General features: G+C 72.0%; 11 protein-coding genes. 3 read left to right on the forward strand and 8 right to left on the reverse strand.

Annotated features, from left to right (window positions below):
- Positions 1 to 52 precede the first annotated feature (52 nt).
- Genes WME96_RS07340 through WME96_RS07350 form a run of 3 tightly spaced genes read right to left on the reverse strand, consistent with a single transcriptional unit; the run spans position 53 to position 5,663 of the window.
- Complete coding sequence (locus WME96_RS07340; RefSeq protein ID WP_437289450.1) at positions 53 to 2,368, reverse strand: di-heme oxidoredictase family protein; 2,316 nt, start codon at positions 2,366 to 2,368, stop codon at positions 53 to 55.
- A gap of 51 nt (positions 2,369 to 2,419) precedes the next feature.
- Complete coding sequence (locus WME96_RS07345; RefSeq protein WP_437289451.1) at positions 2,420 to 3,994, reverse strand: DUF1552 domain-containing protein; 1,575 nt, start codon at positions 3,992 to 3,994, stop codon at positions 2,420 to 2,422.
- 52 nt (positions 3,995 to 4,046) lie between these two features.
- Positions 4,047 to 5,663 carry a DUF1592 domain-containing protein gene (locus WME96_RS07350; RefSeq protein ID WP_437289452.1) on the reverse strand — a complete coding sequence of 539 codons (1,617 nt, stop codon included), beginning with the start codon at positions 5,661 to 5,663 and terminating at the stop codon, positions 4,047 to 4,049.
- Positions 5,664 to 5,789: 126 nt separating this feature from the next.
- On the opposite strand from WME96_RS07350, the gene WME96_RS07355 reads away from it, so the two are divergent.
- On the forward strand, positions 5,790 to 6,632 hold the full coding sequence (locus tag WME96_RS07355) for a LamG domain-containing protein (protein ID WP_437289453.1): 843 nt from the start codon (positions 5,790 to 5,792) through the stop codon (positions 6,630 to 6,632).
- 3 nt (positions 6,633 to 6,635) lie between these two features.
- Here WME96_RS07355 and WME96_RS07360 read toward each other — a convergent pair whose 3' ends face one another.
- From WME96_RS07360 to WME96_RS07375, 4 genes are read right to left on the reverse strand one after another with little or no spacing between them, the layout of a single operon-like run.
- Positions 6,636 to 7,673, reverse strand: a complete 1,038-nt coding sequence (locus WME96_RS07360) for a hypothetical protein (protein WP_437289454.1) — start codon at positions 7,671 to 7,673, stop codon at positions 6,636 to 6,638.
- A gap of 9 nt (positions 7,674 to 7,682) precedes the next feature.
- A complete protein-coding gene (locus WME96_RS07365; RefSeq protein WP_437289455.1) occupies positions 7,683 to 8,720 on the reverse strand; it encodes a hypothetical protein in 1,038 nt (345 codons plus the stop codon).
- A complete protein-coding gene (locus WME96_RS07370) occupies positions 8,713 to 9,339 on the reverse strand; it encodes an RNA polymerase sigma factor (RefSeq protein WP_437289456.1) in 627 nt (208 codons plus the stop codon). Before WME96_RS07370 ends, WME96_RS07365 begins: the two co-directional genes overlap by 8 nt.
- A complete protein-coding gene (locus WME96_RS07375) occupies positions 9,336 to 10,349 on the reverse strand; it encodes a glycoside hydrolase family protein (RefSeq protein ID WP_437289457.1) in 1,014 nt (337 codons plus the stop codon). The genes WME96_RS07370 and WME96_RS07375 overlap by 4 nt, the downstream gene beginning before the upstream one ends.
- A gap of 271 nt (positions 10,350 to 10,620) precedes the next feature.
- Here WME96_RS07375 and WME96_RS07380 point away from each other — a divergent pair, with 271 nt between their 5' ends.
- Together WME96_RS07380 and WME96_RS07385 are read left to right on the forward strand one after the other, a co-directional pair.
- Positions 10,621 to 11,829, forward strand: coding sequence for a hypothetical protein (locus tag WME96_RS07380; protein ID WP_437289458.1), 1,209 nt, complete (start codon positions 10,621 to 10,623; stop codon positions 11,827 to 11,829).
- Between the two features lie 422 nt (positions 11,830 to 12,251).
- Entirely contained in the window at positions 12,252 to 12,863 is a 612-nt protein-coding gene (locus tag WME96_RS07385; RefSeq protein ID WP_437289459.1) for a hypothetical protein, read from the forward strand.
- Between the two features lie 19 nt (positions 12,864 to 12,882).
- On the opposite strand, the gene WME96_RS07390 is transcribed toward WME96_RS07385, so the two are convergent.
- Positions 12,883 to 13,503, reverse strand: a complete 621-nt coding sequence (locus WME96_RS07390) for a Uma2 family endonuclease (RefSeq protein WP_437289460.1) — start codon at positions 13,501 to 13,503, stop codon at positions 12,883 to 12,885.
- Between the last annotated feature and the right edge of the window lie 14 nt (positions 13,504 to 13,517).

The raw sequence follows: 13,517 nt of genomic DNA on the forward strand, positions 1-13,517 counted from the left end.
CCAGGAAGGCCGCAGGCGCCAGGGCGAGCGCGCGCTCAGAGCGGGCGCGCGCTCAGAGCGAGCGCAGGAAGGCGACGACGGCGTCGCGGTCCTCCCGTGGGAGCGCCATGAAGCGCCCCTTCGCGGCGTCCGCCTCGCCGCCGTGCCACAGGATCGCCTCGACGACATCCCGCGCGCGGCCGTCGTGCAGCAGCTGGGTGTGTCCGTTCACCGCCTCGAGCAGCCCGATGCCCCACAGCGGCGGCGTCCTCCACTCGCGCGGCCCCGCCAGGGCTTCGCTCGACGACGTGTCCGCGAGCGCTTCTCCCATGTCGTGCAGGAGCAGATCGCTGTAGGGGTGGATGATCTGATCGCGCAGCTCGACGAACGGGTGGTGGCTGCCCGTCTTCATCGTGGGGACATGGCAGCTCGCGCACCCTGCCTGGCTGAACAGCACCTCGCCGCGCTGGACCGCCGGATCCGCCGTGTCGCGGCGCGGCGGCACGCCGAGCATGCGCATGTAGGCCGCCATCCTGTCGAGATCCTCGTCGGAGAGCTCTGGCGTCCCGCTCGCGCCCTCCTGACAGCCCGCCTGCATCGCCCCGCACTCCTCGACGGGGAACAGGCTCGTCGTCACGCCCATGTCCGCGACCAGCGCGTCGGCGACCTGGTGGGGCACGCTCACCTTGCCCGCCTTCCAGCCGAAGCGCCCTGTCCGCAGCACCCCTGACGCCGGATCCGGGATCAGGTTCGGGCGGCCCGAGATGCCGTCCTGGTTGCAGTCCATCCCATCCGCGCGCTCGAGCACCGCTTCCTCTGCGATCGCCTCGAGGAGGCCCATGCCCACGACCGGTCGGGCGACGCGGACCGAGTAGCTCGTGATCTGCCCCGCGGCGAGCCCGCTGAAGCGGAACGTGGGCTGTCGCAGGACATACGGCGTGCCGTCGGGGAACTGCCCCGGCTGCTCCGTGTAGGCCACGGTGGCTGTGCCCTCGCCGGGGCTCCGGTCGAGCGCCTTGATGTTCTGCAATTGCCTTCCGTAGCTCGGGTGTGCCGTGGGCCTGCCGTCCGCGCTCGCCCCGGCGCCGAACAGCTTCACGACGGCTGTCTCCATCGCCTCGCCGGGCTCGGGCGGGGCGCCGCGACCGTTGTTGATGTGGCAACCCGCGCACGTGGTCTGGTTCGAGAGCGGCCCCGCCTTGCCGGCGTGCTCGTCGAGGGCTGGATTGCCGCTCTCGGTGTGCTCGCCGGTGACGAAGTCCGTATGGAACAGGCGACGCCCCTCGAGGAAGCGCTGGATCGACCCCTCCTGGATGTTCAGCGCCATCTGCTCGTAATAGAGGTGGGGCTCCTCGTGGATGTAGGGGATCGTCCCGTCTCCGCCTGACAGGGCAGCCTCGTTCGGCGCGTCGAAGGGCGTCAGCTCGCCGCTGCCGACGCGGTAGCGGAACGTGTCGCTGTAATAGCTGGTCCTCCCCTCGACGGTCTTCGGGTCGAGGAACACCCCGAACTCGAACTCGAGCAGATCGCCCTCGCGGATCTCCCTGCCTTCCCTGGCGTTGCGGTCCACGACGAACTCCCAGTGGGTGCTCGTGATCCGGTCCATGCCGTTGTTCGAGTGGAACACGTTGCCGTCGCCCGTGTACCAGCAACGGAAATTGATGATCTGGCTGTCCGACGCGTCCGCGTTCGGGAGCCAGGTGAACTTGATCGTGGTGCCGCCCGCCGGGATCGCGTCCTCGACGATGAACTTGTAGCTGCGGTTCTCGAAATACAGCGGCTGGAACGGGCTGAACTCTTCCTCTCGCTCGTGGCGGCCGCGCACGCGCCCCGCCGCCTCGAGCGTGATCGTCCCGTCCGCGGCCGTCGTGGTGATCGCCTTGCCTCCCGTGGCTGCGGGGAACAGGGGAGAGATGTCGCCGCTCACGCCGGAGCATTCGCCGGGAGCGACCTCGCCGCCGCCACACGTGGCGGCGGGCGGCGCTCCCGACGAGAAATAGGCGTAGAGGGCCTCGATGTCGTCCGCCGCGAGCTTCTGCTCGTCGAAGGCCGGCATGCGATCCGTGCCTGTGCGCACCTGCTTCGTGAACTCTTCCAGGGAGCCGTCGAAGGCGAAGAGATCGGGAAACCCGCCGGTCGCCCCGCCGTGGGCGTCATGGCATCCGCCGCAGTTCAGCGCGAACGCCTGCGGCAGCGCCGGCCCATCGCTCGGCTCCGCGCAGGGCGCGCCGGGTCCTTCGCCCCCGCCGCCAGGCGAGGGAAATACCGGCGGGGGAGGCGCCGGCGACGGGTCGCCCGAGCACCCGGGCCCTGCTGCGCAGGTCACGAGCAGCCCGAGCACGACGTCGAGACCCCCGGACACCCATCGACGTGAGCGGCGTTCGATCATCACGCTTGACCTCCGACGTGAGCCCAGCCGTCGAGACCGTGGTTCCCCGCGCTACCGCAAGATCTCCTCGAGCAGCGCGTTCGGCTCGCCGCGGCGATCTTCGCCGAACGACGAGACGCCAAGGCCGTAGTACTGGTTCATGATGGTGAACCACAGATCGCGGAGCTGGCGATCGCTGCCGAGGGCGCCGTAGGCGACGTGCGCGTCGTTCAGGAAGACGCCGTCGCCGCCGAGGAGCACGATGGGCAGGTCGTACCCGTCGTGATCGTGCGAGCGCATCTCGCTCATGTGCACCATCACGCAGTGATCGAGCACCGTGCCGTCGCCCTCGGGGATCTCGTCGAGCCGCTGCGCGAGCTGCGCGCTCTTCTGGTTGAGCCAGCAGTTGATCGCCGCGTAGTCGAGGTTGCTCTGCTGGATGATCTTGTACTGGCCGTCCTGGGTCACGCGGTCCAGGTTGCCGGCGGCGTGCTGGGAGGAGTGGAAGTGCAGGCTGCTCTCTCTCCTGTACGCGAGCCCAACCTTGGCGCGGACGTCCTCCGGGATGCACCGATACTCGAACTCGGAGCGCATGTCGTCGTGCATGTGGGTGATCACGCGCGTCACGTCGCATTGAATGGCCATGACGATGAGGTCGATCATGACCTTCGCGTGATCTTCGTGCTTGTACGGGCCGGCCCCCGTGTTGTCGTTCTCGTTGAGCCCCTCCGCCTGGCCCGGCGGCTCGGGGACCACGCCGGGCTGGCTGATCGGGCTGCAGCCCAGGCCCGCCGGGGGGGTCATCGTCGACTGTACGTGGGTCGCGTTCTTCTCGATCTCGCGCAGCGAGTCGAGGTACTGCTGGACGATCTTGCGATCCTGGGAGCCGACCCGGTTCATGAGCGAGTTCGCGTCCGCGAGCACGCCGTCGATGACGCTCTTCTCGGTCGCCGCGCGGCGCTCCGCCTCGATCCTGGCCTCCTCGTCGCTCTGCCCTGGCACGGCGGACCCCGCGCCCGCGCCGACGAGCGCGTCGAACACCGCCTTCGGGTTGACCGAGCGCTTCAGCGGCTCGCGCGGGCTCTTCCAGGAGAGGACCTGGTTGTAGGCGTAGCTGCGCTGGTCGAAGAAGCCGGGCTTGACCCCGAGCCCCGTCTGCAGCGACGGGATGCGGGTCGCCTGCTCCGGGCCTGCCTTCTGGACGATGAGCTGGTCGACCGAGACGCCGTTGCCCACCCACTCGCCGAGGTCCTGGCGCGCCTCCCTCCCGAGCTGATCGGCGTCCACGCAGGTCGAGAGCGCCGCGCCGAGCCGCGAGTGGGAAGGCTCGATGTAGGGGTGCTGCTCCGTGCTCCACGTGTAGTTGCCGAGGCGGCTTATCATGAGCATCTTCGACTTCACCGGCGCGAAGTGCTCGAGCACCCTCGGCAGCTTGAAGTCGGCGCCCTTCACCGTCTTTCCGAACGCGGGGGCCGTCTCCCACCAGTGATGGGGCGCCCCGTTCGGGAAGGTGCAGAGCACGAAGCGCTTCGGGGTGCCGGGCTCCCCCGCGCGCGCCCCGCGCGGCGCGAGGCTCTCGAGCCACGGCAGCGCCAGGCAGACGCCCGCGCCGCGCAACAGGTTCCTGCGTGTCATCAAGCGTTTCATGTGCGCATCGCTCCTTCGTGCCTGGTCCTGTGCAGAAACAACCCGGGCCGCCTCACCGCGACGTGTCCTTCGCTCGAAGGCGGAACGCCTCGCTGGTCACCACGCGCTTCACCAGATCCGCGATCGTCCCGCCGTCCCAGCGCGCGGAGATCTCCTTGATCCTGGTCCGGTCCCCGCCGCTCGGGCGCCGGCGCACGGCGTAGCTGAAGAGCTGCTCGGTGGGGCACGTCCCCGTCCGGGCGGCCTCCACGAGCGCCGGCACGAGGCCGGAGATGTCCTCGAACGCCACGCCCTCGTACACCCCCGTCGCGTCGATCGGGTCGCCGTTCGGGTACGCGGTCCGGTAGGCGCCGATCGGGTCGAAGATCTCCAGGCTCAGCCCGATCGGGTCGAGCACGTCGTGGCAGCTCGCGCAGTCGGGCGACGCGCGGTGCTTCTCGAGCTCCTGGCGCACGTTCTCGACGGGGCCCTCGTCCCCGCCCGCGGCGCCGAGCTCCGGGATGTCCACGTTGGCGGGCGGCACCAGGGGCACGCAGAAGAGCTGCTCCAGGATCGTCTTCGCGCGGGAGGTGGGAGAGGTCCGGTCCGCGCGGGACGACAGCGTCAGGAACGCTGGGAGCGTGAGGAACCCCTCGCGCACGCCCTCGGGGTCGTTCTCGTAGACTGGCTCGAGCAGCCGGCTCTCCGGGTGGGGCGCCGTGAGGAACTCGGACCAGGGCCGCCCGCCCGTCGTGAAGCTCGCGAAGTAGGCGTTGACCTGGTCGAGCATCGCGCCCTTCACCTCGTCGTTCCAGCTCGGGAACCGGGTCGCGTCGGCGTTGTGGCTGGGGAGCGTGCGTGTGCCGAGCCACTGCCCGAAGAAGTTCTGGAAGAAGGCGGCGCTCTTCGGGTCATCCAGCATGCGGTCGACCTGCTGCCGGAGCTCGTCCTCGGTGGCGAGCTCATCGCCCTCCGCCGCGTCGAAGAGCGCCTCGTCCGGCAGCGAGCTCCAGAGCAGGTACGAGAGGCGCGACGCGATCTCGTGGCCGTTGAGGGCGCCCGGCGATCTCTCGGAGTCGGGTCCCACCTCGATCCTCAGGAGGAAATTCGGGGACGTGAGCAGGGTCCGGACGACGTGCTGCACCGCCTCGACGGGAGACATCTCGAGGGTGGTCTGCGCGTGGGCGTACTGCGCCGCATACCGGTCGAGCTCCGCCGCCTCGAGCGGGCGGCGGAAGGCGCGCAGCCCGAAGCGCTCGATGATCTCGCGCGCGCACCCGTCGTCCGCGCCCTCCGCCGGATCGCACACGAGGATCGCGGCGCGCTGCGCCTCGTTCGAGAAGGCGTCCGCGGCGAGCTCCTTGGCGGCGTCGTAATACCCCTGGACCAGGACCTGCGAGAGGTTCGAGAGCGCGTTGACGTTCGCGTCGAAGCCCTTCGCGCCGAAGGCGGGGAAGCTCTCCGCGGGCCTCAGGCGCGTTCCCAGGAGGTGGGCGACGGTGTTATTGTACTCCGACGCTGTCATGTGGTGCACGGGCATCCCGTCTATCGCGACGGAGGCGCCTTGCTCTGGATCGTCCTGGCCTCCATCGTCCTGGCTTCCGAGGATGCCAGTGCACGAGATGCCCAGGAGACATCCCCCGGCGGCGAGCCACGGGCTCGCGAACACTCGGTCACGTCTGAACGTCATCGTCGTCTCCCGCGTGTGGATTCGGCAGTCGTCCCCTCGTGTCCGGAGCGCGTCGATTTCGTGATCAAATCGTCCACGCGGGGGCATTAAGATCAGGGCGTGCCCTGCCCGCAGAAAACTACGGTGATGGCGTTGCTCCTCGGGCTGTCCGGGTGCGGGGCGGACGTGGAGATCGCGGTGGGCCGCATGAATACCGCGTCAGCGGCGAGCGGCAGCGGCGGCGAGGCGGGCAGCGGCGGCGAGGCGGGCAGCGGTGGTGGAGGGGGTAACGGCGCGGTCCCCTGTGATGTATTGCCGTCGCCGACACATCGGTACACGTTCGACGGTGTGGGAGATGTCGTCGCCGATCTCATCGGAGGTGCGGACGGCGCGATCCTCGGCGGCGCGAGCCTCGACGGCGGAGGGGGGCTCACCCTCGACGGCGTGGACGATTACGTCGATCTGCCGGCGGGGCTCCTGGCGGGATTGCGCGACGTCACCGTCATGGTCTGGGTCGTCCGCGACCGCGGAGGCGCCTACCTGCGCATCGTCGATTTCGGCCTCACCAGCAGAGGCGAAGATCCCGTCGAAGGCGAGGGGGGTGTGGGGACATCCTACCTGGTGATCACCCCCTCGACGGGCGCCGACGTGCGGGGTGTCTCCGCGCTCGCGAGCGACAGCGGCGTGACGGGCGAGGTGGCGATCCACGCCGAGCCGACGCTCGAGGACGGCGAGGTCCATCAGGTCGCCGTCGTCTTCGACGGCGCGGGGGCGACCCTGGCCCTCTACCTGGATGGCGCGCTCCTCGGCAGCGATTCTGTCGGCTTTCCGCTCTCGGGGATCCAGGACGTGAACAACTGGCTCGGGCGGTCCCAGTTCGATGCGGACCCGTACTTCGGTGGGCGCTACGACGAGCTGCGGATCTACGGCGAGGCGCTGGCCGGCTGCGCGATCGAGGCCGCGTGGAACGCCGGCCCGGATCGGCCCTGAGGCTCAGAAGGCCAGCGCGAGGCCGAGGCGGGCGCTGAGACCTGCGGCCGGGGGGCGATAGACGGTCCCCTCGAGGTTCTCGACGACGAAGCGCGGCCGCCGCAGCGGGGCGACGACGTGCAGCGCTCCCTCGATCTTCAGCGGAGCGGCGATGCGCCACTCGGCCAGCGTCCCGAGCCCGGCCGCGAAGATCGGCGCGGTGCGGGCGAAGGCCTCGTCGACCTCGCGTCCCCGGGCGAGCAGCCAGTGCTGGCGGCCGAGCGCGCAGACGTACACGCCGAAGGGGCGCTCGAGCTCGATGGCGCGCGCGCACGCGTCGACCTCGAGGAACCAGAGCCGGAACTCGGCGCCGGCGGCCGTCCCGGCGATGCGGCTCGAGCTCGACGGCACCACGCCGGCCGCCCCGTCGGCGCGGAACCAGCCGCTGCGGATCCCGCCGCCTGCGGCGAGCCCGACGCCGATCGCCGGCACGAGCGCCTGCTCGACCTGCGCGCTCACCCAGAGCGCCCCCTCCAGATCGCGCTCGGCCGGCGAAGGCGGCTGGGCTGACGCGGGAGGCGGCCGGCGCGGCGCGCGGTCCGGCGCGGGAGGCGGCGCGCTGGGCACGGGGGCGGCAGCCGCCTCAGGCTGCGCGGGCTGGGCGGGCTGCGCGGCGGCGTTCCGCGCGACCGCGTCGGGATCGATCGACATCGCGACGATCAGCGCCGCTGCCCGCGACATGGACGCGCAGTCGTGGCCGTGGATGACCCGCTCGCCGGGCGCTGGCGCGCGGATGCGCAGGTCGAGCCGGAGGCGCGCGCCGCGCTTGCGGGCGACGGCGATCTCGACCTCGATCGGCTGCCGCTGCTCCGACGCCCCCAGCAGCCGCGCGATCTCGCTCCGGACCTCGTCGACCGGCGGGCACCCGTCGGGCGCTTCCCAGCGGAGGTCGATGATGCGCGGCTCGGCGGGCGCCGCGAGGGCGCTCGCGGGCAGGACCCCCGCCGCGACGATCAGCGCCTGCAGGGCCGACGGGGCCCGGGCCCACCTGGAGACGTGCACATGGGCACTCTACTCCTCCTGCCCGCACGCGGCGCGCACACGCGTCGCGAGCGGCGAGCCCGGGCTCCGCGCGAGCAGCTTCGCCGCGATCGCCCTGCCCGACGCCGCGCGGCCGGAGCGGCAGAGCGCGATGGCGCGCGACGCCTCGCGCTCGGTCGAGAGCACGCCCCGCGGGTACCGGCTGGCGTGCTCGTCGAGCTTCGAGAGCGCCTGCGCGAACTGGCCCGCCTGCAGCGCCTGTTGCGCGTCGCGCAGCAGCGCGATCTCCGCGTCGAGCCCCTTGGAGCCCGGTCTCGCGGCGGCGGCCGCGGCCGGCGCGGGCGTGCGCGAAGCCGGCGCGCGCGCCGCGGTCGCCGTCGCGGGCGCGGCGCTGGTCCTGGCGGGGGCGCCGGTGCTGGCGGGGTCGTTGGCCTGGGCGGGGGCAGCGGCCCCGGCGGAGGCGGCGGCCCCGGGCCCGGCGGGGGCGCTCGCCTCGGCCGCAGGAGGCGCGTCGTCGCGGGCGCGCGAGGCGCCGGCCGGGGCGGCGGCGTGCGGCGTTCGGGGCATCGGGTCCGCGATCCTCGCGGCTTCCTGGGCGCGCGGCGCGTCGGGCGCCTCGCCGGACGCCGGGAAGTGGAGCGCCGCGCCCGTCGCGAGGCCCACGACCAGCGTCGCGAGCCCGATCTTCAGCGGGGCGCCGAGCAGCGTGAGGGCCGCCCCTTTCGCGACCGCCGCGCTCGCGGTCGCGGCCACGCCCGCGGCCGCGGGACCGACGGCGTGCGCCGCCGCCGCCGCGCTCGCGGTCGCGGCCACGCTCGCGGCGGGACCGACGGCGTGCGCCGCCGCCGCCGCGCTCGCGGAGCCAGCGGCGCCGGCGCCCGCAGAGCCGGCGGTCCCGGCTCCCGCGGCCTTGGCGGCGCTCACGGACATGGCCGTCGCCGCCGTCCCGGCGAGGCCGAGCCTCGCCCACACGGCCGCGCGCATCCGCCGCCGGTCGTCGTCGGTCGGCTCGTCCGTGTCGCGAAGGGCGTCCAGGAGCGCCCGCTCGCCAGCCTCCAGCTCATCCATTGCGGCCTCCTCGGATCCTGGCGTGGTGGCGTTGCACCGCGTCGGAAAACGCCTGTCGAGCGGCCCTCAGCCGCGCATACACGGTGTTGATGTTCACCCCGATACCCTGCGCGATCTCCGTCACCGGCATCTCTTCCAGCTCGGCGAGGAGGAGCACCACGCGCTTCTCCTCGTCGAGCGACGCGAGGAGGTCGTGCGCCACGCGCGCGGCCTCCGCCCTTGTCATGGCCTCGTAGGGGCTGAGGTTGCTCGGCCCTGCGAGCAGCTCCGGGTCCACGGTCTCTCCCGTTCCGCGGTGGGCCGGGCTCTTGCGGCGCAGCGACCGCCGGTGCGCCTGCACGACGTTGACCACGATCCCGAAGACCCACGTCTTCAGCGACGAGCGGCCCTGGAACTCCGGGAGCCGCCGGTGCACGACGACGAACACCTCCTGGCACACGTCCTCGTGCGCCGAGGCGTCCACGCCGAGGCGACGCACGGTCCGCCAGACGAAGGGAAAGACCTCCTCGTACACCTCGGCGAAGTCGAGCGGCGCGGCCTGGATGCCGGCCGTGGGGACGGCGGGCGCCGCGCCGCCGGCGGGAGGCATCGACGGTTCGACCGCCGCGCGGGCGGTCACGGGCTGCACCTCTCCGCGTGGGGGAGCGAGACGTAGAGCGCGCCGAGCGCGGTGAGCTCACCGCTCTCGCCGAGCAGGTCCACGTTGGGGATCGCCTCGGTCCGCCCGGAGAACCACGCGTACCGGAAGACGTCGGGGTCCGATTCGAGGAGGGGCACCGCTTCTCGCATGTAGGCGGCCTGCGCTTCGGGCGACCGATCCGCGCCGTCTCCGCACGAGAACTCGGTCAGCCAGATCGGGCGCCGGTAGCGTTTGAGCTCGCCGAGGTACCACTCGAGCGCCGGCCTGTCGCAAGCGTACCAGTGCGCCGCGATGAAATCGACGCGGCAGCCCTCGCAGGCGGCGAAGAAGGCGTCGAGGTACGCGAAGGGGTCGGTCTCGTGGCAGCCTCCGCCGCAGAAGTTCACGGCCGGCGAGACGATCTGGAGCCCCTTCTCGTCGGCGATCTCCTCGATCTGCGGCCACAGCGCGGCGGCCTCCGCGGCGGAGAGGTTGGCCTGAGAGAAGAAGTTCGGCTCGTTGAACGCGAGCAGGTACTTCGCCCCGGCCGGGATCGCCGCCTTCACCTGGTCGGCGTCGAAGCGGCCGCCCCAGACCATCGGTACGAACTCGACGCCGAGCGCGACGTGGTCGCCGCCCCGGAGCTCCTCGTCGGGGAGGCTCGCCCAGTTGTACCACCAGCCGACGCTGGCCGAGAGGGCCGAGAGGTCCGCGACCGAGTGATGGCCGTACGCGATGCCGCGCTTGCAGGAGCGCCCCGCCGGAGCTGCGCCGCCGCCGCCGTCGCTGCCGCCGTCACCGTCGCTGCCGCCGTCACCGTCGCTGCCGCCATCACCGTCGCTGCCGCCGTCACCGTCGCTGCCGCCATCACCGTCGCTGCCGCCATCGCCCGTGCTGGCGCTGCCGGCGTCGCCCGTGCTGGCGCTGCCGCCGTTGCCCGCACCGGTCGTCCCTTGGACGTTTCCGGCGCCACCGTCTCCGATCGCGTCTCCGTGGAAACTTTCTCCCATGCAGGCGGCGGACAGGAGGAGCCCCAGCAGGGGGCTGATGCCGCAGAGAAGGGCTTTGAGGTCTCGACGCATGGCTCGAGGGGTCTGGTGACCGGAGCCGTCGCGTTCCGTGACGGAAAGTGAGGGCGGGGATACGCGGTGCGTCGCGCGGTGGCCCGTGGGCTGGCGTTCCTCGGCTCGCGGGCGGATCCTCTGCTATCGTCGCACCGTGGCTGACAGCTCGCACCTCCGCGCGCTTGACGGCCGCGACGAGCGCGCCGAGGAAAACCGGATGACCATCGTTCGTTGGCTTGCCGCGCTGGCGGCGATCACCGTTCCCCTTGCGATCCCGGCGACCGGCCTTGCGCAGGACGACGCGCCCCTTCCGCCTCCGCCCTCCGGGCCGATCCCATCGGCCTCGGCGCAGCCGCCTGTGCCGCCTGCGCCACCTCCCTCGCCCGCGCCGTTGCCGCCGCCCGTGCCGCCCGCGCCGGCGCCCTCGCCCGCGCCGTTGCCGCCGCCCGTGCCGCCCGCGCCGGCGCCCTCGCCCGCGCCGTTGCCGCCGCCCGTGTCGCCCGCGCCGCCGCCCACGCCGGTGCCGCCCGCGCCGGCGCCGGCGCCCACGCCCGTGCCTCCGGCGCCCGCGCCGCCGCCGCTGCCGCCCGCTGCGCCCGCGCCGCCGGTGTCGCCTGCGCCGCCCCACGCGCCGGCGCAGCCGTACCGGCCCGCGCAGCCGTACGCGCCGGCGCCGCCGCCGGTGTCGCCTGCGCCGCCCTACGCGCCCGCGCCGCCGGCGTCGCCGGCGCGGCCTTCGCCGGGCGCGCCGTCCTCGCCGCCTCCTTCCCGGACCCAGCCGGCGCCGCGGAGCGATGCGCCGCCGCCGATCGGGGGCCCGGTGGAGACGACGGTCGACCCCGAGGCGTCGTCTGCGCCGGTCGAGCCTGCGCAGGAGCGGGAGAAGCCCGAGGACGAGGACGAGGAGCGGGACGGCGTCCGGCTCCGGTATGGCAGCACGCTGGGCGGCGGGATCATCAAGTCGCCGACGGGGACCGGCGGTGTCTTCGCGTGGACCGGCAGGGTCGGCCTCCAGATCAACCACACGCTCGGGCTCTACTACCAGAACACCCCGATGCTGACGCTCACGCCCGAGAGCACGTCCAACAGCGCGGGCTTCGACGCGGGATTCATCGATTACAACTCGCTCCTCGCGAGCCTCACCCTGTTCCACGTCCTCGATTTCGGGGCAGGCCCCTCGATGGACTACGTGGCCGTCGCGAGCTGCTCCGCGGAGTACGCGGGCATCGAGTCGGACGCGGGCTGCGCCAGCACCTCGGGCTGGTATTTCGGGGCGCACGCGCGCGGCGGCCTCATCCTCGGCGGCCTGTCCGGCGACGGCCCGCGGCGCAGCGGCTTCGCCCTCGCCGCGGAGCTCCACCCGGTGTTCATGCCCGAGGCCACGACGTTCACGTTCACCATCGGGCTCGGCGGAGAGTGGTACTGAGGCGCGCGGGCCTCGCGCATCAGGCTCCGGTCTCGCGCGCCGCGCTCCGAAGGTGACGTCGCGGTCCCACGGCGCGTGGCTGTCACGGAAGGACGAGAGCAGGATGGCTCATCCTGGGCCGAGGTCAGGACAGCCCTGCGCTGGACCGGCGGACCTGTCCGCTCTCGTCGAGATCGGTTCGTGTGTGTCACGATGAGCCACGGTGAGCCGATCTGCGCGGCGGGAGGCGCCGGAGGCTCACCCTGCTCCGTCGACCGCCGCTGCCGCTGCGCATCGTTGGATGGGCGGCCGCGGCGGATCTCGCGCACGCACCGAGTCACCGCGACGCGCTGAACGCGGAGCGTGCGTCTGGCGCGCTGCTTGCTCTTGTTGTGCCCATGTCCACGTACGGAGTTCTTTCGATCCTTCGAAAGGTCACGATCATGAGAGCAGAGCAACGCGTCCGAGGCGCGGTACTTCTTGTCGTTGCGCAGGTTTCGCTCGTCACCGCGTGTTCGGCAACGATCGAGGATTCAGGTAGCAACACGGACCCTGGCACAGAGGCCGAGGAGTCCACCTCCTCCGGCACACCAGGCGGCGGCGCGCCCGCGCCCGAGACCGCGGTGGACCTGTTTGCTTGCGACCTCGAGCCGAGCTGCGATCTGATGGTGCGGCATCTCGGCGTGGAACCGCTGGCTGCGACCGAGTGTGCGGCCAGGCTCGTGCTCGGCGGTGGCACGGGCGTCATCACGTCGCTCGACGCCCCCGGCCCGTTCATCGATGAAACAGAGACGCTCGTCATTGTCCTCGGCGACGGCACCGGACTGGTGCAGACCCGCGAGAGGCACTGCCTTCGCGACGACGGGCTGTGTGACACCGATCCGCCCTGGGAGGCCTCGTCCCGGCATCAGCTCTGCGATCTGGAGGTCTCTTCGTCCGTGCAGGAAGCGTGCGAGGGCAACGTTGCCAATCAATGCTTCTGGACGCCCTGGGACGTCACCAATTGCCGGGACGTGGAGGACTCTACCTGCGACGACATCGCCGGCAGGCTGTGAGTCGCGCACCGGCGCGGGCTCAGCGCAGGGCTGCTCGCAGCGCGCGGACCGCCTGGCTCTGCGTCGGCTGATCGAGGAAGCTGGCGAGCCACGCAGGGTCCAGCTCGGGAAGGAGCGTGCTTCGCGCCCGGAGCTCGTACCGGTCGCCCGAGAGCGCGAAGATGCCGAGTCCCTCCTCGCGATCCCACATCCAGACCTCGGCGACGCCGAGGCCCCTGTAGATCTCCAGCTTGTCGAAGCCGCCGTGCGTCCAGGCGACCTCGATCGCCAGATCCGGAATCTCCTTGTTCGTGTCGCCGACGATGTAGCATTCGTCGGGCTCGGCACCGCGCTCCCTCAGAGCATTGCGGAGCGTCCACGCACCGTACCCGCTGAGCTCGACGCCGCGCTCATCGCAATAGGCCTCCAGGAGCCGCGCGATGGTCGTTTTGACCCTTTCGTGATCGCGGGCCGGGCTCATCAGCTCGATCGCTCCGTTCAGGTAGTACATGCGTACACCAGCCCGGTCTCCCCGCACGGCGAGGAGGATCTCGTAATCCTTCCACGTCATCCCGTGGAGGATGACGTGCTGGTCGCTCTCCTCGTGGCCGGGCCGAGGTCGCTCGGCCTCGGGTGCGGCGTTCGTCGGGACAGACTGCATGTGCCGGAAGATAC

Origin of the sequence: Sorangium sp. So ce406 (genome assembly GCF_051474675.1) — a bacterium.
Lineage (GTDB): Bacteria > Myxococcota_A > Polyangia > Polyangiales > Polyangiaceae > Sorangium > Sorangium cellulosum_G.

What these genes read in the sequence shown, in the direction of transcription:
- WME96_RS07340 (WP_437289450.1), bottom strand. Translation starts at nt 2,368, where the DNA reads ATGATCGAACGCCGCTCACGTCGATGGGTGTCCGGGGGTCTCGACGTC.
- WME96_RS07345 (WP_437289451.1), bottom strand. Translation starts at nt 3,994, where the DNA reads ATGAAACGCTTGATGACACGCAGGAACCTGTTGCGCGGCGCGGGCGTC.
- WME96_RS07350 (WP_437289452.1), bottom strand. Translation starts at nt 5,663, where the DNA reads ATGACGTTCAGACGTGACCGAGTGTTCGCGAGCCCGTGGCTCGCCGCC.
- WME96_RS07355 (WP_437289453.1), top strand. Translation starts at nt 5,790, where the DNA reads ATGGCGTTGCTCCTCGGGCTGTCCGGGTGCGGGGCGGACGTGGAGATC.
- WME96_RS07365 (WP_437289455.1), bottom strand. Translation starts at nt 8,720, where the DNA reads ATGGATGAGCTGGAGGCTGGCGAGCGGGCGCTCCTGGACGCCCTTCGC.
- WME96_RS07375 (WP_437289457.1), bottom strand. Translation starts at nt 10,349, where the DNA reads ATGGGAGAAAGTTTCCACGGAGACGCGATCGGAGACGGTGGCGCCGGA.
- WME96_RS07380 (WP_437289458.1), top strand. Translation starts at nt 10,621, where the DNA reads ATGACCATCGTTCGTTGGCTTGCCGCGCTGGCGGCGATCACCGTTCCC.
- WME96_RS07385 (WP_437289459.1), top strand. Translation starts at nt 12,252, where the DNA reads ATGAGAGCAGAGCAACGCGTCCGAGGCGCGGTACTTCTTGTCGTTGCG.
- WME96_RS07390 (WP_437289460.1), bottom strand. Translation starts at nt 13,503, where the DNA reads ATGCAGTCTGTCCCGACGAACGCCGCACCCGAGGCCGAGCGACCTCGG.